At 59.1% G+C, this 17333-nt stretch carries 13 protein-coding genes and 4 tRNA genes; 11 read left to right on the forward strand and 6 right to left on the reverse strand.

Annotation, left to right across the window (positions count from 1 at the left end):
- Positions 1–89: 89 nt before the first annotated feature.
- From HX786_RS08075 to HX786_RS08085, 3 genes are read right to left on the reverse strand one after another with little or no spacing between them, the layout of a single operon-like run.
- Complete coding sequence (locus HX786_RS08075) at positions 90–1508, reverse strand: efflux transporter outer membrane subunit (RefSeq protein ID WP_178911921.1); 1419 nt, start codon at positions 1506–1508, stop codon at positions 90–92.
- Positions 1492–2658 (reverse strand): efflux RND transporter periplasmic adaptor subunit, encoded by a 1167-nt coding sequence (locus tag HX786_RS08080; protein ID WP_178911922.1) that lies wholly within the window; start codon positions 2656–2658, stop codon positions 1492–1494. Before HX786_RS08080 ends, HX786_RS08075 begins: the two co-directional genes overlap by 17 nt.
- Positions 2648–5869 (reverse strand): efflux RND transporter permease subunit, encoded by a 3222-nt coding sequence (locus tag HX786_RS08085; RefSeq protein WP_177116912.1) that lies wholly within the window; start codon positions 5867–5869, stop codon positions 2648–2650. The genes HX786_RS08080 and HX786_RS08085 overlap by 11 nt, the downstream gene beginning before the upstream one ends.
- Positions 5870–6085: 216 nt before the next feature.
- Between HX786_RS08085 and HX786_RS08090 the strand changes: the two genes are divergently transcribed.
- Positions 6086–6496, forward strand: a complete 411-nt coding sequence (locus tag HX786_RS08090) for a hypothetical protein (RefSeq protein ID WP_003207845.1) — start codon at positions 6086–6088, stop codon at positions 6494–6496.
- Positions 6497–6500: 4 nt separating this feature from the next.
- Here the strand turns inward: HX786_RS08090 and HX786_RS08095 are convergent, their stop codons facing one another.
- Positions 6501–6662 (reverse strand): hypothetical protein, encoded by a 162-nt coding sequence (locus HX786_RS08095; RefSeq protein ID WP_003207847.1) that lies wholly within the window; start codon positions 6660–6662, stop codon positions 6501–6503.
- A 263-nt stretch (positions 6663–6925) separates the two neighbouring features.
- Between HX786_RS08095 and HX786_RS08100 the strand changes: the two genes are divergently transcribed.
- Entirely contained in the window at positions 6926–7555 is a 630-nt protein-coding gene (locus HX786_RS08100) for a peptidase C39 family protein (RefSeq protein WP_178911933.1), read from the forward strand.
- A gap of 46 nt (positions 7556–7601) precedes the next feature.
- Here HX786_RS08100 and pbpG read toward each other — a convergent pair whose 3' ends face one another.
- Both pbpG and folD read right to left on the reverse strand, forming a co-directional pair.
- Positions 7602–8534, reverse strand: coding sequence for a D-alanyl-D-alanine endopeptidase (gene pbpG / locus HX786_RS08105; RefSeq protein ID WP_003207851.1), 933 nt, complete (start codon positions 8532–8534; stop codon positions 7602–7604).
- 208 nt (positions 8535–8742) lie between these two features.
- Complete coding sequence (gene folD, locus HX786_RS08110) at positions 8743–9597, reverse strand: bifunctional methylenetetrahydrofolate dehydrogenase/methenyltetrahydrofolate cyclohydrolase FolD (protein ID WP_003207853.1); 855 nt, start codon at positions 9595–9597, stop codon at positions 8743–8745.
- Positions 9598–9827: 230 nt separating this feature from the next.
- Between folD and HX786_RS08115 the strand changes: the two genes are divergently transcribed.
- The 9 genes from HX786_RS08115 to HX786_RS08155 all read left to right on the forward strand — a co-directional run bounded on the left by HX786_RS08115 (position 9828) and on the right by HX786_RS08155 (position 17114).
- Positions 9828–9904, forward strand: a tRNA-Arg gene (locus HX786_RS08115).
- Positions 9905–9936: 32 nt separating this feature from the next.
- Positions 9937–10012: transfer RNA gene (locus HX786_RS08120), tRNA-His, on the forward strand.
- 56 nt (positions 10013–10068) lie between these two features.
- Positions 10069–10153 (forward strand) — tRNA-Leu (locus HX786_RS08125).
- 82 nt (positions 10154–10235) lie between these two features.
- Positions 10236–10311: transfer RNA gene (locus HX786_RS08130), tRNA-His, on the forward strand.
- A 401-nt stretch (positions 10312–10712) separates the two neighbouring features.
- Positions 10713–12023, forward strand: a complete 1311-nt coding sequence (gene tig / locus HX786_RS08135) for a trigger factor (protein ID WP_003207855.1) — start codon at positions 10713–10715, stop codon at positions 12021–12023.
- Positions 12024–12115: 92 nt separating this feature from the next.
- Entirely contained in the window at positions 12116–12751 is a 636-nt protein-coding gene (gene clpP / locus HX786_RS08140) for an ATP-dependent Clp endopeptidase proteolytic subunit ClpP (protein WP_003174822.1), read from the forward strand.
- Between the two features lie 112 nt (positions 12752–12863).
- Positions 12864–14147 (forward strand): ATP-dependent Clp protease ATP-binding subunit ClpX, encoded by a 1284-nt coding sequence (gene clpX / locus HX786_RS08145; RefSeq protein WP_003207856.1) that lies wholly within the window; start codon positions 12864–12866, stop codon positions 14145–14147.
- 151 nt (positions 14148–14298) lie between these two features.
- Entirely contained in the window at positions 14299–16695 is a 2397-nt protein-coding gene (gene lon, locus HX786_RS08150; protein WP_003207858.1) for an endopeptidase La, read from the forward strand.
- A 146-nt stretch (positions 16696–16841) separates the two neighbouring features.
- On the forward strand, positions 16842–17114 hold the full coding sequence (locus tag HX786_RS08155; RefSeq protein ID WP_003174819.1) for an HU family DNA-binding protein: 273 nt from the start codon (positions 16842–16844) through the stop codon (positions 17112–17114).
- The last annotated feature ends 219 nt before the right edge of the window (positions 17115–17333 follow it).

Consider the following 17333-nt stretch of genomic DNA (forward strand, 5'->3'; position numbering starts at 1 on the left):
TGTGTCAGCCAGCATATCCGGTGCTGACCCACCGCATTCGCGAGCAAGCCCGCTCCCACAGTTGATCACTGTCGTTCTTGAGACAGGTATCAGGCGTCGGGCAACCAGCCGCCGCCCAGCGCCGTCACCAACCCCACACTCGCCTGCAACTGCCGCGTCTGCACCGCCTGCAACGTGCGCTGCGCCTGCAACGCCGCCGTCTGCGCCGTCACCACATCCAGATAGCTCACAGCCCCCGCCTGGTAACTGTTCATCGCCAGTGCCTGTGTGTGTTCGGCGGCATTCGCGGCGGCTTGTTCGTCCATCGCCTCCTGCTGCAAGTCGCGCAGTTGCCCAAGGTTGTCTTCCACCTCACGCACGGCTCTTAACACCTGGCTGCGATAGTGCGCCGAAGCCTCTTCAAACTCCGCCTTGGCCTGGCGCTCATTGGCGCTCAACCGGCCGCCATCAAAGATCGGCAGATTCACCAGCGGCCCCAGCGCCCAATACCGATTGGCGGCGGAGAACAAGTTGCCCACACCTTGGGTCTGCCCGCCAATCAAGCCGGTCAAACTGAAATCCGGGTACCACGCCGCCTTGGCCACGCCGATATTCGCGTTGGCCGCAAACACCCGTCGCTCGGCTGCCGCGATATCCGGCCGGCGTTGCAGCAGGTGGCTCGGCAGTTGTTGCGGAATCCCCGGCAGCGCGATCAATTGCTTGCTCGGCGGCAGCTGGAATTCACTGGCGGATACGCCCACCAATTCACCAATCGCATGCTCGGTGAGATTGCGTTGACCGCGCACATCGTCAAGCTGCGCCTGTGCTTCAGCCAGCTGATTCTGCGCCCGGGTCAGGTCGAGCTCCGAGGCGATCTGCCCCTCGTACCGGCTGCGGGTCAGTTTCAGCGCCTGGCCAAAATCATCCAGCGAACTGCTGAGAATCCGGCTCTGGGCATCCAGTCCGTTGAGCTGCACGTACAGCGTCGCCAACTGATGCTGCAGGCTCAGGCGCGCCACCGCCAAGTCATCTCCGGAGGCTTGGGCCTGTGCATCGCCAGCCGCCACCTGGTTGCGGATTTTGCCCCACAGATCCAGGTCAAAACTCAGCGCAAACCCCGCCGTGTTGCTGTTGTACACCGAAGGCTGGGTATCACCCCGCAGTGGCCGATTGTCCGATTGCCGCTGGCGCAACGGTTGCGCGCTGGCGGTTATTTGCGGGAACAGCCCGGCATGCAGTTGGCTGGCATACGCCTGTGACGCATCGAAATGCGCCAACGCTGCGGCCAGGTCCGGGTTGGCCTTGAGCAGTTGTTCCTGCAGGTCGTTCAGGCGCGGGTCCTGGTAAAGCTGCCACCACTTCGGCGCCAGTTGGTCGGACGGTTGTGCGCTGTGCCACGGACCGTCGCTGGTCTGTTCGCGGTACTTGGCCGGCAGGTCGATGGTCGGCGCCTTGTAGGTGGGCGCCAGCGAGCAACCGTGCAGTGCCACCAATACCAGGGCCGCGAGGGGTTTAAGCCTTGGGCGCATGGGCACCTCCGGCATCGGCCATTTGCACGGCGTCGCCTTCGCGCAGTGCGTCGGGTGGGTTGTCGACTACGCGGTCAGTGGGTTTCAAGCCCTGGTCAATCACCAGGCGCTCGCCGAGGTCGAGGCCGATGTGGATGTCTTGCAGGTGCACATGGTTCTTGGCGTCCAGTACCGCGACCTGGGTACCTTCGGCGCGGAAGATCAGAGCGCTGGCCGGGATGCTCACGCCATGGGTATCCGCCGGAATCGCCAGGGTGGCTTCGGCGTAGTCGCCGGGCAGCAACTTGCCGTCCGGGTTGTCGGCCACGAACTGTGCGAGCAGGGTGCCGGAGCGGCGGTCGATGGCGGTGGAGTCGCCCATCAGCTTCGCGCTGAATTGTTCGCCGGGGTGCTCGGGTACCGTCAGTTGGGCGGCCAGCCCGGGATGAATCACCGCGGCGTAGTTCTGCGGCACCGGCACGTAGAGGCGCAGTTGGTGGGTGTCGGCGATGTCGAACAGTTCCGGATCGCTGTCGCTGTCAGCCTTGATCAACTGGCCGATGTCGGTGTTGCGCGCGGTGATCACACCGGCGAATGGCGCGCGAATGGTTTTGTAGTCTTCCAGGGCCGAGAGCCGCGCATAGTCAGCCTCGGCGGCCTGGGCGTTGGCCTTGGCCGCCAGCGCGTTGGAGGTTTTTTCATCGGCCTCCTGGCGCGATACCGAATGGCTGTCCAGCAGGTTTTTCCAACGGGTGGCGGTGGTTTGCGCCAGGCGTGCGTTGGCCTGTTCCTGGACCATGCGGGCGTGGGTTTGCGCCACTTGCTGGTCGAGGTCGGGGCTGTCGATCTCGGCGAGAATCTGCCCGGCCTTGACCTGGCTGCCGATGTCGACTTTCCAGTCTTTCAGGTAACCGCTGACCCGTGCATGAATCGGTGCCTTGCTCCAGGCTTCCAGATGCGCGGGCAGGCGCAGGGTGTCGCCGGCCGCGTTCTGTTTGGGCTGGAACACCAGCACCTGCGGCACGGCGGCGGTTTCGGTCCAGGCGGTGACGGATTTTTCATGCATCGTACGGGCGTGCAGGCCGTTGGCGACCAACAGGGCGGCCAGTGTCAGGCCGCCGACACCCATGAGCATCAGACGCTTGCGCGAGGGTTTGTGATCAGACGACATGTGAAGTTTCTCCAGCAGCAGCGCGAGTAGGGTGACGACCGTGGACCAGGCTGAAGACCACGGGTACAAACAGCAAAGTGGCAGTGGTGGCGAGGATCAGGCCGCCGATCACGGCACGTCCCAGCGGCGCGTTTTGTTCTTCGGACAAGGCCAGCGGCAACATGCCGATGATCATCGCCAGGGCGGTCATGCAGACTGGGCGGAAACGGGTGTAGCCGGCTTCCAGTGCGGCCTTGAGTGCATCGCCATGTTCGGCCAGGCGCTCTCGGCAGAAGCTCACCACCAGGATCGAGTTGGCGGTGGCCACGCCCATACAGAGGATGGCCCCCGTGAGTGCGGGCACCGACAATGACGTGCCGCTGAGGAACAGCATCCACACGATCCCCGCCAGCGCTGCCGGCAGTGCGGTGATGATCACGAACGGGTCGGTCCAGGACTGGAAGTTGACCACGATCAGCAGGTAGATCAGCACCACCGCACCGAGCAGGCCGAAGCTCAAGCCGTTGAACGCTTCATGCAGCGCATCGATCTGCCCGTGCAGGCTGATGGTCGCGCCTTTGGGGCGCATCGGGGCCATGTCGTTCAGCACTTTTTGCACATCGCTGGCGACGCCGCCGAGGTCGCGGCCTTGCACGTTGGCGTACAGGTCCAGGGTCGGCTCGATGTTGTAGTGGGTCACCACGGCCGGGCTTTGTACCCGCGAGATGGTCGCCACGCCGCCGAGGATCTGCGACTGACCATCGGCACCGGTTACCGGCAACGCTTCCAGGGACGGCAGGCTGTCGAGGCGGTATTGCGGGGTGGCTGCCACGATCGAATACGACACGCCGTTGGCCGGGTTGAGCCAGAACGTTGGTGCGGTTTGCGAGCTGCCGGCCAGGGACGCAACCATGCTGTTGGTTACGTCACGCTCGGTGATGCCCAGGCCGTTGGCACGCATGCGGTCCACGTTGACTTGCAGTGACGGGTAGCCGGTGGACTGCTGGATGCGCAGGTCGGCAATGCCCGGTATGTGTTTCAGGCGACGTTCCAGTTCGATGGCGTAGGCGCGGTTTTCTTCATCGCTGCGCCCGGAGATTTTCACGTCCAGCGGGGCCGGCGAACCGAAGTTGAGGATCTGGCTGCTGATGTCTGCCGGGAGGAATGCGAACTGGCTGCCGGGGAAGCTTTCGGGCAACGCTTCACGCAGTTTTTTCACGTAGTCGGCGGTGGGCGCATGGTCCTTTTTCAGGGTGACCTGGATATCGCCGTCCTGTGGGCCGATGGTGCCACTGCTGCTGTAGGCCATGTCGATGCCGCTCAGCGGGATGCCGATGTTGTCGACGATGGTGTCCAGTTCGTCGGCCGGAACGATCTCGCGAATCCGCGCTTCGATCCGGTCAAAGGCCGCCGCGCTTTCTTCGATGCGTGTGCCCAGCGGCAAGCGCACGTGCAGGGCCATGGCACCGGCGTCGGTGGCCGGGAAGAAGTCCTGGCCCAGGCTTGGCAGCAGCAGGAACGAGGCGAGGATGCACGCCAGGAAGCCGATGATGAAGCGCTTGCGGGCGCCGAGGGCCAGGGTCAGCAGGCCGTGGTAAACGTCCCGCACGTTGGAGAAGTGACGCTCAAAACCCTGCTGGAAATTCAGCACCGATTGCAGCACCGCGTTGCGCTGCGGTTTGTGCTGGTCGCCCTCGTGATGGTTGATGAATTCATCTTCCGGGTGATGACCTTCACCTTGCTCCGGCACGTGCGGCTTGAGCAGGAACATCGCCAGGGTCGGCACCAGGGTTCGCGACAGAATGAACGAGCTGGCCATGGCGAAAATCACCGCCAATGCCATCGGGCGGAACAGGTAGCCGGCGATGCCTTGCAGCATGAACATCGGCACAAACACGATGCAGATACACAGCAGGGACACGAACGCCGGGCCGACGATTTGCTTGGCGCCGTCGAGGATCGCGTCCTTCACCGCCTTGCCTTGTTCCAGGTGCCAGTTGATGTTCTCGATGGTCACTGTGGCGTCGTCCACCAGGATCCCCACCGCCAACGCCAGCCCGCCGAGGGTCATGACGTTGAGGGTTTGCCCGGTGGCCGCCAGCAGGGCGATGGCCGACAGTACCGCGAGGGGAATCGACGCGGCGATGATGAGGGTCGAGCGCCAGCTGCCGAGGAACAGCAGGATCATCGCACTGGTCAGCAAGGCGGCGATGATGCCTTCCTGGGCCACGCTGCCCACCGACTGTTTGACGAACACCGAGGCGTCGCCGAGCAGCGAGGTCTTCAGCGACGGCGGCAGGGTTTCATTGATGCGCGGCAGCATCTGGCGGATGCCGTCGATGATCGACAGGGTGGAGATGCTGCCGTTTTTCAGGGCCGGCATCAGCACCGCACGGTGGCCGTCGACGCGCACGATGTTGGTCTGCGGCGGCGAGCCGTCACGCACGTGGGCCACCTGGCCGATGGTGATGATCGCACCGTCGACTGTCTTGATCGGCAAGTCGTTGAGCTCATCAATCGCCTTGGGGCTGTTGTTGAGCAAGATCGTGTATTCGTTGGGGCCGAGTTTGGCGGTACCCACCGGGATGATCTGGTTTTGCAGGGCCAGGGCGTTGCCCACGTCCTGTGCCGAGAGGCCTTTGGCGGCCAGCGCCTGGGGGTCAAGGTCGAGGGTGATCTGGCGTTGCTTGCCGCCCATTGGCGTGGGCATGGCCAGGCCGGGCAGGGCGCTCAGGGGCAAGCGGATGTTGTTCTGCACCAGGTCGCGGATCTTCGCTTCCGACAAGCTGGGGCTTGAGAACGCCATCTGCAGAATCGGCACCGTAGAGGCGCTGTAGTTGAGGATCAGCGGCGGCGTAATGCCCGGTGGCATCTGCTTGAGCACGGTTTGTGACACCGCTGTTACCTGGGCGTTGGCGGTGCGGATATCCACGCCGGGCTGGAAGAAAATCTTCACGATGCCCATGCCGGGTAACGACTGCGATTCAATGTGCTCGATGTCGTTGACGGTGGTACTCAGGGAGCGTTCGTAGGTGTAGATCACGCGACCGGCCATGGCGTCCGGAGACAGGCCGTTGTACTGCCAAACCACCGCAACGACGGGGATGCCAATATCGGGAAATACGTCAGTGGGGGTACGCAAGGCCGCCATGGGCCCGATGATGCAGATGAAAATTGCCAGCACGATAAACGTGTAGGGCTTGAGCAGTGCGGTCTTTACCAGCCCGAGCATGCCGTAACCTCCAAAGGAGTTGGATTGCAAACGCTCGCAGTCTTGACGGACCCACCTAACACGCACCTTTCAGCCAGGTGAAGGAAGATTTAGTTAACGGCTGAAGATCCTTTCATATGTATTCATTTGTTCAACAATGGTGACAGTAACAAGCTGGATACCGATCGAACGGGAGCTGTTTCGCCTGTTCACTCTTTATCCATTTGGAGTTCTGCCATGTCGCTTAAACCCTTGTTGTTGATCCCGGCCTTGAGTGCGGTCCTGTTGTTGTCGGCGTGTGCCGGCCCGATGCCGAAGGCGGACCCGAGCGAAGCCTGGATCGGCTTGCAAGAGGAGGCACCCAACGACCTGATGGCCGAGCGGGTGGACGGTAAAAACATTAATGATGGCCGCTACTTCGAAGTGAAACCCGGCGCGCATCGCCTGGACGTCACCTTGTTTGAAGAAGAGGCGGGGGATGATAACCAGCAGGATTGTCGCGGGCATGTGACCTACGGCAACTTCAAGGCCGGCGAGCATTACACCCTGGTGGAATCCAGCCTGGGTACGACGGTGCGTGCCGAGTTGAAGGATAGTCACGGCAAGGAATTGGCGCAGACCGAAGACTTCAGTTGCATGCCTGGCTAAGGCGTCAGGCGTGGTGCCCGGCGGGTTTGTGCAGCTTGCCGGGTGCTGCGGGTTTTACGTGTGGGTGATGGTGCCGGCGGGTCACGCGCATCACGCCCCACAGCATGGCGGCGGCGACGGCCAGCCAGCCACAGATCAAAAGCAGAATCGTTGTTGTCAGGCTCATAAGTGCCTCCTTTCGCCCGGTGCCGGGCACACACTGTCTTCTCAATGGACAGTCTAGCTATCCGCAGGTTGCCTGCTATTGACCAATGGTCGTGTGCGTCCAACTTGTTTGCTCTATCGCCGGCCTTTTACTGCGCTGCAAGGCTATACCCGCGCCCCGGAGCGTCCTATGATCAGGGCCCACGTCGACCGTTGATCAAGTGAGTGAAGAAGTTGCGGTTTCCCTCGAACATTAAAACCTCCTGGTGGGTCGCCGCCTGTTTCATGGGGCTGGCGGCCTGTTCCTCGCATCCAAAACCCACGAGCATCCCGGGGCTGCCGGAGAGTGTCGAGCTCAAGGGCGTGCCGGCGTTTCGCGGTGAGACTTACCTCGGTGGCCCAGCCGCTCTTGCCAGCATGCTGTCTCAACAAGGCATTGTGATTACACCGGGGCTATTGGATAAGCCACTGCATTTGCCGGGCGCTGAAGCGGACCTTGAACGCAACATGCAGGTGCTGGCCCGTGAATACGGGATGTTGGTGTACCCGCTGGAAGATCAGCTGCCGGCGCTGCTGGCACAGGTCGCGGCCGGGTATCCGGTGATGGCGCGTATCACCCAGGGCTCGACCTTCTGGGCCGGTCCGCGGTATGTCGTGGTGGTGGGTTACAACAAGCAGAAGAGCATGGTGCTGCTGCGTTCAGGCTTGGCGCGACGCATGCCGATGGATTTCAGTGCGTTTGAGTCGGCGTGGAAAGACGGCGGCAAGTGGGCGGTACTTATTCAGCGGCCCACCCAGTTGCCGGTCAAGGTCGACGCCCAGCGCTGGCAGCAGGCTGCCAGCGCCACGGCCCAGGCGGGCCAGGAACAGGCGGCGGCCCAAGCAGTCAAGGCACTGGCCAGTCATGCCAAATAAAAAAACGGCGCTCAAGGGCGCCGTTTTTTATGTCGCTATTTACGGGTCAGCGGGACTCGGTGACCTGAACATTCGCCCGTGGGCGGTTCTTCAGGTTCTTGTCAGCCTTGTAGCGCAATGCGACGTCTGGCACCGAGCCGCTCTTGCCGGTTTCGACCCAGCTGCGGATGCGCCCGGCATCGGCAAAGTGGGTGAATTTGCCGAAGGCATCGAGGATCACCAGCGACACCGGGCGATTACCCATGCTGGTCACCAGCACCAGGCAATGGCCGGCCTGGTTGGTAAAGCCGGTCTTGGTCAGCTTGATGTCCCAGTTGGCGCGGTTGATCAGGTGGTCAGTGTTGGAGAAACCCAGGGTGTAGTTGGGTTTGCGGAACGACACGGTCTTTTCCTTGGTGGTGCTCAACTGGCTGAGCATCGGGTACTTGCGTGCAGCGGCCAGCAGTTTGCTCAAGTCACGGGCGGTGGACACGTTGTGGATCGACAAGCCGGTGGGCTCTACATAGTGGGTGCTGGTCATGCCCAGTGCCTTGGCCTTGGCGTTCATCGCTGCGATGAAGGCCGGGTAGCCGCCCGGGTAGTGGTGGGCCAGGCTGGCGGCGGCGCGGTTTTCCGAGGACATCAGGGCAATCAGCAACATCTCCTTGCGCGGCATCTCGCTGCCGATCTTGACCCGGGAGAACACGCCTTTCATCTCTGGCGTGTCCTTGATGTTGATGTCGATGTATTCATCCATGTTCTGCTTGGCTTCCAGCACGATCAGGCCGGTCATCAGTTTGCTCACCGAGGCGATCGGCACGATGACATCCGGGTTGCTGGCATAGATGACTTTGTTGGTCTGCAGGTCTACCACCATCGCACTGCCGGAGGCGATGTGCAGGGTGGACATGTCGCGGGGAGCGGTGGTGGTTTCGCTTGCGCTCGCGAAGGTGCCTGTCAATGCAAAAAATAGGCTGACAATGGAAAGATGAATTTTCACGCGGATGAACTCGCTAAAAAAAGTAGGGATATACCGTTCTGCACGGACTTTCTGATAAATGCCGTTACATTTTAGGAGTATGGATCAGAAACTGTCGAATGTTCTTCTGAAAACAGATGAAACCCCTTAAAAACAAAGAAAAAACTACTTTTTTTCGGCCAATAAAAAGCCCTGCGATAAGGCAGGGCTCTTTCAGAACGGCTGGTTATTAGACGTGCAGGGTTTCGGCGGCGTACAGGGTGTTTTCCAGCAGGCAGGCACGGGTCATCGGGCCGACACCACCGGGTACCGGGGTGATCCAGCCGGCACGGGGCAGGGCGGTTTCATACACCACGTCGCCCACGAGCTTGCCATCGTCCTGGCGGTTGATGCCCACGTCGATGACGATGGCGCCTTCCTTGATCCACTCACCCTTGACCAGGCCCGGCTTGCCGGCGGCGACGACCACCAGGTCGGCGCGGCCAACGTGGCCGGCCAGGTCCTTGGTGAAGCGATGAGTCACGGTCACGGTGCAGCCGGCCAGCAGCAGTTCCATGGCCATCGGGCGACCGACGATGTTCGAGGCGCCGACGACGACGGCATCCAGGCCATACAGATCGACGCCGGTGCTTTCCAGCAGGGTCATGATGCCCTTCGGGGTGCACGGGCGCAGCAGCGGGATACGCTGGGCCAGGCGGCCGACGTTATAAGGGTGGAAACCGTCGACGTCCTTGTCCGGGCGGATGCGTTCGAGCAATTTCGACGCGTCCAGATGCTCGGGCAATGGCAGTTGCAGCAGGATGCCGTCGATGGCCGGATCGTCGTTGAGGCTGTCGATCAGGTCGGTGAGGGCCTGTTGGGTGGTGTCTTCAGCCAAGTCGTAGGCTTTGGAAATAAAGCCGACCTCTTCACAGTCTTTACGCTTGTGCGAGACATAAACCTGAGAGGCAGGATCGCTGCCGACCAGGATCACCGCGAGGCCCGGCGTGCGCAGGCCTTGTTGGCTGCGCTCGGCGACTCGTTTGGCGATCTGCTGGCGCAGGCTGGCGGCGATTGATTTGCCGTCGATAAGTTGTGCAGTCATTACGCGTGATTAACCATCGAGAGGGGGAAGAAAAGTGCGCGCATTCTCGCATGCCATGGCGTGAGGGCAAAGGCGCTTGGTCTGCAAATTCCCCTAACCCCTTAAATAAAATGAATTTTTTATAAAAAGGATTTGACGGGTTTCGGGTCCATCTATACTATTCGTCGCACTTGTCGGGCACAGCCTAGCACTGGTTAGTTTGTAATCCTCCAAGAGTACAGATTAATAAGGCGCCCGTAGCTCAGCTGGATAGAGCATCCGCCTTCTAAGCGGATGGTCGCAGGTTCGAGTCCTGCCGGGTGCGCCATTAGGCAGCTTTGGCACAAGTAGCGCAATATGGTGGGCGTAGCTCAGTTGGTAGAGCACGGGATTGTGACTCCCGTTGTCGAGGGTTCGATCCCCTTCGTCCACCCCATATTTAAAAAGGCGCCAGATTAATAGTCTGGCGCCTTTGCTTTAAAAGCTTCAAGCGCGGATGTGGTGGAATTGGTAGACACACTGGATTTAGGTTCCAGCGCCGCAAGGTGTAAGAGTTCGAGTCTCTTCATCCGCACCAAATAAAGTTTCGTGAAGGCCTGCGGGTCGACGCGAAGCTCAACAAATAGCCTTATTGACGGGCTTTTTGGTCACGCAATATGGTGGGCGTAGCTCAGTTGGTAGAGCACGGGATTGTGACTCCCGTTGTCGAGGGTTCGATCCCCTTCGTCCACCCCATATTTCGAAAGGCGCCAGATTAATAGTCTGGCGCCTTTTTTGTTTCAGCGGTTTGAGTTTCAACGCAGTCGCAGGTGTTGGGCTGCAGGGCAGGGCGTTTCGTCGTATTTATGTTTCGCGATGATGCCGCACTGCCTGCCGGCCTTGCCCGCAGGGTCGGTTGTCAGGGAGTTGATTGGCAACCGCTTCTATATATAGAAGGGTTGGCGCAGAGCCCTGGCATGATGGGATGTATTTGCCACCGGGGCGAGCTGCACTCGTGCATTCGCACCTATAAATTGCCTGCTGTTTTTTTACCCGTTTTCAGTAGGGTGACTTCTTGAGTTTGACCCACTAGAATGCATGCCCTTGATTCTGGGGTCGGAAACGGCCAGCTAACGTCTGTGCAACGAGGAATATCCATGCAAGTTTCTGTTGAAAATACTTCTGCTCTTGAGCGCCGCATGAGCATCACCGTGCCGGCCGAGCGCATCGAGACCCAGGTCAACAAGCGTCTGCAGCAGACTGCCCAAAAGGCCAAGATCGCTGGTTTCCGTCCAGGCAAAGTGCCAATGAGCGAAATCAAGCGCCGCTTCGGTGCTGATGCACGTCAGGAAGCTGTAGGTGACGTGATCCAGGCTTCCTTCTACGAAGCCGTTGTCGAGCAGAAGCTGAACCCGGCTGGCTCGCCTTCCATCGAGCCCAAGTCCCTGGAAGCAGGCAAGGATCTGGAATACGTTGCAATCTTCGAAGTGTTCCCTGAGTTCGAAGTTGCCGGTTTCGATTCGATCGCCATCGAGCGCCTGAGCGCTGATGTTGCTGACTCCGACCTGGACAACATGCTGGAAATCCTGCGCAAGCAGAACACCCGTTTTGAAGTGGCCGATCGTGCTGCCCAGAACGAAGACCAGCTGAACATCGATTTCGTAGGCAAGGTTGACGGCGAAGCATTCGCTGGCGGCTCCGCCAAGGGTACTCAGCTGGTGCTGGGTTCCAACCGCATGATTCCTGGTTTCGAAGACGGCCTGGTTGGCGCCAAAGCCGGCGAAGAGCGCGTTCTGAACCTGACTTTCCCGGCTGACTATCAGAACCTGGACCTGGCTGGCAAAACCGCCGAGTTCACCGTGACCGTCAACACCGTTTCCGAGCCCAAGCTGCCAGAACTGAACGAAGAGTTCTTCAACCAGTTCGGCATCAAGGAAACCGGCATCGAAGGTTTCCGCACCGAAGTTCGCAAGAACATGGAGCGTGAACTGCGCCAGGCCATCAAATCCAAGGTCAAGAACCAGGTGATGGACGGTCTGCTGGCTGCCAACCCGATCGAAGTGCCGAAGGCCCTGCTGTCCAACGAAGTTGATCGTCTGCGCGTGCAGGCTGTTCAGCAGTTCGGCGGCAACATCAAGCCTGACCAACTGCCGGCCGAACTGTTCGAAGAACAGGCCAAGCGCCGCGTTGTACTGGGTCTGATCGTGGCTGAAGTGGTCAAGCAATTCGACCTCAAGCCTGACGAAACCCGCGTTCGCGAAATGATCCAGGAAATGGCTTCGGCCTACCAGGAGCCTGAGGCTGTTGTGTCCTGGTACTACAAGAACGACCAGCAGCTGAACGAAGTGCGTTCGGTTGTGCTGGAAGAGCAAGTTGTGGATACTGTTCTGCAGAAGGCTAAGGTGACCGATAAAGCGGTCTCTTACGAAGAAGCAGTCAAGCCGGCTGAAGCAGCACAAGCCGACTGATCGCTCAACTCGTTTGAAAATACACCCATAAGCCAGCCTCGCGCTGGCTTATGCGTATTCAAGACATGACTATTTGGGAGTAACTGCAGAGCATGTTCCGTAATTCGTATATTCAGCAGAACTCTGATATCCAGGCCGCTGGCGGCCTGGTCCCGATGGTTGTCGAGCAATCTGCTCGTGGCGAACGCGCCTATGACATCTACTCGCGCCTGCTCAAGGAGCGAGTGATCTTTCTGGTTGGTCCGGTAGAGGACTACATGGCCAACCTGATTTGTGCGCAGCTGCTGTTCCTTGAAGCGGAAAATCCGGACAAGGACATCCATCTCTACATCAACTCCCCGGGCGGTTCGGTGACAGCGGGCATGTCGATCTACGACACCATGCAGTTCATCAAGCCGAACGTATCGACCACCTGTATCGGTCAGGCGTGCAGCATGGGTGCTTTCCTGCTGACCGCTGGTGCTGAGGGCAAGCGTTACTGCCTGCCGAACTCACGCGTGATGATTCACCAGCCACTGGGCGGTTTCCAGGGTCAGGCATCGGACATCGAAATCCATGCCAAGGAAATCCTCTTCATTCGTGAGCGTCTCAACACGCTGATGGCCAAACATAGCGGGCATACCCTGGAAGAGATCGAGCGCGATACCAACCGTGACAATTTCATGAGCGCCGAAGCGGCTCGTGAATACGGGTTGATCGACGCAGTGATCGAAAAGCGCCCCGCTTAATATAAGCAGCTCAAAATAGGGCTGGTCGGCAGGTCCGACCACCAGTGGACTTGAAAAAGCCCTCAATAGCCTTCATCTTGTGTTGCAAGCCTATCGGATTTGGATCGAACGAATGACTGACACCCGCAACGGCGAGGACAACGGCAAGCTGCTCTATTGCTCCTTCTGTGGCAAAAGCCAGCATGAAGTACGCAAGTTGATTGCCGGCCCCTCGGTCTTTATCTGCGACGAGTGCGTCGACCTGTGCAATGACATCATCCGTGAGGAGGTGCAGGAAGCCCAGGCCGAAAGCAGCGCGCATAAATTGCCTTCGCCTAAAGAAATCAGCGGCATCCTTGATCAGTATGTGATTGGTCAAGAGCGTGCAAAGAAGGTTCTGGCCGTAGCGGTGTACAACCACTACAAGCGTCTGAACCAGCGTGACAAGAAAAGTGACGACGTCGAGCTCGGCAAAAGCAACATCTTGCTGATCGGCCCTACAGGCTCGGGTAAAACCCTGCTTGCAGAGACCCTGGCTCGCCTGCTGAACGTTCCCTTCACCATCGCCGACGCAACCACTCTTACCGAGGCCGGTTACGTAGGTGAAGACGTCGAGAACATCATTCAGAAGCTGCTGCAGAAATGCGACTACGACGTGGAGAAGGCCCAGATGGGCATTGTCTACATCGATGAAATCGACAAGATTTCGCGCAAATCCGACAACCCGTCGATCACCCGGGACGTTTCCGGTGAAGGCGTGCAGCAAGCGCTGTTGAAACTGATCGAAGGCACGGTTGCTTCCGTACCGCCACAAGGCGGCCGCAAGCACCCGCAGCAGGAATTCCTTCAGGTTGATACGCGCAACATCCTGTTCATCTGTGGCGGTGCGTTCTCCGGCCTGGAAAAGGTTATTCAAAACCGTTCCACCCGTGGCGGCATTGGCTTCAGTGCAGAAGTACGCAGCAAGGAAGAAGGCAAGAAAGTCGGTGAATCCCTGCGTGAAGTCGAGCCTGACGATTTGGTCAAGTTCGGTCTGATCCCTGAATTCGTTGGTCGTCTGCCGGTCCTGGCGACGCTGGACGAGCTGGATGAGGCTGCGTTGATGCAGATCCTCACCGAGCCGAAAAACGCCCTGACCAAGCAATACGCCAAGCTGTTCGAGATGGAAGGTGTGGACCTCGAGTTCCGTGCTGACGCGCTCAAATCGGTGGCCAAGCGGGCACTGGAGCGCAAGACCGGCGCCCGTGGTTTGCGCTCGATCCTCGAAGGCGTACTGCTCGACACCATGTACGAAATCCCCTCGCAGTCCGAGGTGAGTAAAGTGGTGATCGACGAAAGCGTTATAGAAGGCAAGTCCAAGCCACTGTATATCTATGAAAACAGTGAGCCGGCTGCCAAGGCTGCGCCAGACGCGTAAGCGTTGCACTGCCGAGCTGTACAAAATGAAGGGGCCTTAAGGGGCCCCTTTGTTTTTACTGCGTTTAACTGATGCCATTACGCTTGTTTTTTTTGCAGGCAGCCCCCATCTTGGTTTCAAGCTTACTTTCATCTGTCATAGAGGCGAAATCATGAAGACAACCATCGAATTGCCTCTCCTGCCGTTGCGTGATGTCGTCGTCTATCCGCACATGGTTATCCCGCTGTTCGTGGGGCGCGAGAAGTCTATCGAAGCCCTCGAGGCCGCGATGACGGGCGACAAGCAGATCCTGCTGCTGGCCCAGAGAAATCCTGCTGACGATGATCCGGGCGAAGATGCCCTGTATCGCGTTGGTACCGTTGCAACTGTCCTGCAACTGCTCAAGCTGCCTGATGGCACCGTCAAGGTGCTGGTGGAAGGCGAGCAGCGCGGTGCGGTCGAGCGCTTCATGGAAGTGGACGGCCACCTGCGTGCCGAAGTGGCGCTGATCGACGAAGTCGACGCCCCTGAGCGCGAATCCGAAGTGTTCGTTCGCAGCCTGCTGTCCCAGTTCGAGCAATACGTGCAACTGGGCAAGAAAGTCCCCGCAGAAGTCCTTTCTTCCCTCAACAGCATTGATGAGCCAAGCCGCCTGGTCGACACCATGGCCGCGCACATGGCGCTGAAAATCGAGCAGAAGCAGGACATTCTCGAGATCATCGATTTGTCGGCCCGGGTCGAACACGTCCTGGCGCTGCTGGATGCCGAAATCGACCTGCTGCAGGTTGAGAAGCGCATTCGCGGCCGTGTCAAAAAGCAAATGGAGCGCAGCCAGCGCGAGTACTACCTGAATGAGCAGATGAAGGCCATTCAGAAAGAGCTGGGCGACAGCGAGGAAGGCCACAACGAAATCGAGGAGCTGAAAAAGCGCATCGATGCCGCCGGCCTGCCGAAAGACGCGTTGACCAAGGCCACTGCCGAGCTGAACAAGCTCAAGCAAATGTCGCCGATGTCGGCCGAAGCCACCGTGGTTCGTTCGTATATCGACTGGCTGGTGCAGGTGCCGTGGAAGGCCCAGACCAAGGTGCGCCTGGACCTGGCCCGCGCCGAAGATATTCTCGATGCCGATCACTACGGCCTCGAAGAAGTCAAGGAACGCATCCTCGAATACCTCGCCGTGCAAAAGCGCGTGAAGAAGATCCGTGGTCCGGTGTTGTGCCTGGTCGGTCCTCCTGGTGTGGGTAAAACCTCGCTGGCGGAGTCGATTGCCCACGCCACCAACCGCAAATTCGTGCGCATGGCCCTGGGCGGTGTGCGTGATGAAGCGGAAATCCGTGGTCATCGCCGGACTTATATCGGTTCGATGCCAGGAAGATTGATTCAAAAGATGACAAAGGTGGGTGTGCGCAACCCGCTGTTCCTGCTCGATGAAATCGACAAGATGGGCAGCGACATGCGTGGCGACCCGGCGTCTGCTTTGCTGGAAGTGCTCGACCCCGAGCAGAACCACAATTTCAACGACCATTACCTGGAAGTCGACTACGACCTGTCCGACGTAATGTTCCTGTGCACCTCCAACTCGATGAATATTCCGCCAGCCTTGCTGGACCGGATGGAGGTGATTCGTCTGCCGGGTTACACCGAAGACGAGAAGATCAACATCGCCGTCAAATACCTCTCGCCCAAGCAGATTGCGGCCAACGGCCTGAAAAAAGGCGAGATCGAATTTGATGCCGACGCGATCCGCGACATCATTCGTTTCTACACCCGCGAGGCCGGTGTACGGGGCCTTGAGCGTCAACTGGCGAAGATCTGCCGCAAGGCCGTGAAGGAACATGCGCTGGAAAAACGCTTCTCGGTGAAGGTCACCGCTGACCTGCTGGAACACTTCCTGGGCGTGCGCAAATTCCGCTACGGCCTGGCTGAGCAGCAGGACCAGGTAGGCCAGGTCACTGGCCTGGCGTGGACCCAGGTGGGCGGCGAATTGCTGACCATCGAGGCCGCCGTAATCCCGGGCAAAGGGCAACTGATCAAGACCGGTTCCCTGGGTGACGTGATGGTTGAATCCATTACCGCCGCGCAGACCGTGGTGCGCAGCCGCGCCAAGAGCCTGGGGATTCCCCTGGACTTCCATGAGAAGCACGACACCCACATCCACATGCCGGAAGGGGCGACCCCGAAAGACGGCCCTAGCGCAGGCGTAGGCATGTGCACGGCACTGGTATCAGCCCTGACCGGCATTCCGGTGCGCGCCGATGTCGCCATGACCGGGGAAATCACCCTGCGTGGTCAGGTACTGGCCATTGGTGGCCTCAAAGAGAAATTGCTGGCTGCACACCGCGGTGGTATCAAGACCGTGATCATTCCTGAAGAGAATGTTCGCGACTTGAAGGAGATTCCTGACAATATCAAGCAGGATCTGCAGATTAAACCGGTTAAATGGATTGACGAGGTCCTGCAAATTGCGCTGCAATACGCGCCGGAGCCCTTGCCGGATGTGGCTCCTGAGATAGTTGCAAAGGATGAAAAACGCGAGACTGACTCTAAGGAAAGAATTAGCACGCATTAATACGTTTAAGCCTGGGGGCTTCCTTGACAGCTTTTTAGAGCCCTTGTTATAAAGCGGCTCTTAAGTGTCTGTAGGCCATTCAGCACTGGTTTTTGCTTTCACCAAAAAACTTAGAATCATACTCAATAGATATAAGGGGACTTAGAGTGAACAAGTCGGAACTGATTGATGCTATCGCTGCATCTGCTGATATCCCGAAAGCCGCTGCTGGCCGTGCGCTGGACGCAGTAATCGAATCCGTCACTGGCGCTCTCAAGGCCGGCGACTCTGTGGTACTGGTTGGTTTCGGTACTTTCTCTGTGACCGATCGTCCAGCTCGCACTGGCCGTAACCCACAGACTGGCAAGGCTCTGCAAATCGCCGCTGCCAAAAAACCAGGTTTCAAAGCCGGTAAAGCCCTGAAAGAAGCCGTTAACTAAGCTTCGCTCAAGCCTTACCCATCCGGGTCGGACGCAGGTCTGACCTGGCAGCGGAGCGGCAGCTGACCCGAGTATCCATCGGGTCGCCACGCCGGGGGTGTGGGTTCAAACCCCCGTCCGCTCCGCCAGTTACGAGAAGGCGCATCCTCGGATGCGCCTTTCTTCTATCCGGACTCTACCCACGCTCCACGGTTGCCTAATTTTGAAGTTCAACCGTTT

This window comes from Pseudomonas sp. 21615526 (assembly GCF_013386245.1).
Taxonomy (GTDB): domain Bacteria; phylum Pseudomonadota; class Gammaproteobacteria; order Pseudomonadales; family Pseudomonadaceae; genus Aquipseudomonas.

Bases quoted from the DNA above. Each gene is read 5' to 3' on its own strand.
- HX786_RS08075 (WP_178911921.1), bottom strand. From the start codon at position 1,508: ATGCGCCCAAGGCTTAAACCCCTCGCGGCCCTGGTATTGGTGGCACTG.
- HX786_RS08080 (WP_178911922.1), bottom strand. From the start codon at position 2,658: ATGTCGTCTGATCACAAACCCTCGCGCAAGCGTCTGATGCTCATGGGT.
- HX786_RS08085 (WP_177116912.1), bottom strand. From the start codon at position 5,869: ATGCTCGGGCTGGTAAAGACCGCACTGCTCAAGCCCTACACGTTTATC.
- HX786_RS08090 (WP_003207845.1), top strand. From the start codon at position 6,086: ATGTCGCTTAAACCCTTGTTGTTGATCCCGGCCTTGAGTGCGGTCCTG.
- HX786_RS08095 (WP_003207847.1), bottom strand. From the start codon at position 6,662: ATGAGCCTGACAACAACGATTCTGCTTTTGATCTGTGGCTGGCTGGCC.
- HX786_RS08100 (WP_178911933.1), top strand. From the start codon at position 6,926: ATGGGGCTGGCGGCCTGTTCCTCGCATCCAAAACCCACGAGCATCCCG.
- folD (WP_003207853.1), bottom strand. From the start codon at position 9,597: ATGACTGCACAACTTATCGACGGCAAATCAATCGCCGCCAGCCTGCGC.
- tig (WP_003207855.1), top strand. From the start codon at position 10,713: ATGCAAGTTTCTGTTGAAAATACTTCTGCTCTTGAGCGCCGCATGAGC.
- clpP (WP_003174822.1), top strand. From the start codon at position 12,116: ATGTTCCGTAATTCGTATATTCAGCAGAACTCTGATATCCAGGCCGCT.
- clpX (WP_003207856.1), top strand. From the start codon at position 12,864: ATGACTGACACCCGCAACGGCGAGGACAACGGCAAGCTGCTCTATTGC.
- lon (WP_003207858.1), top strand. From the start codon at position 14,299: ATGAAGACAACCATCGAATTGCCTCTCCTGCCGTTGCGTGATGTCGTC.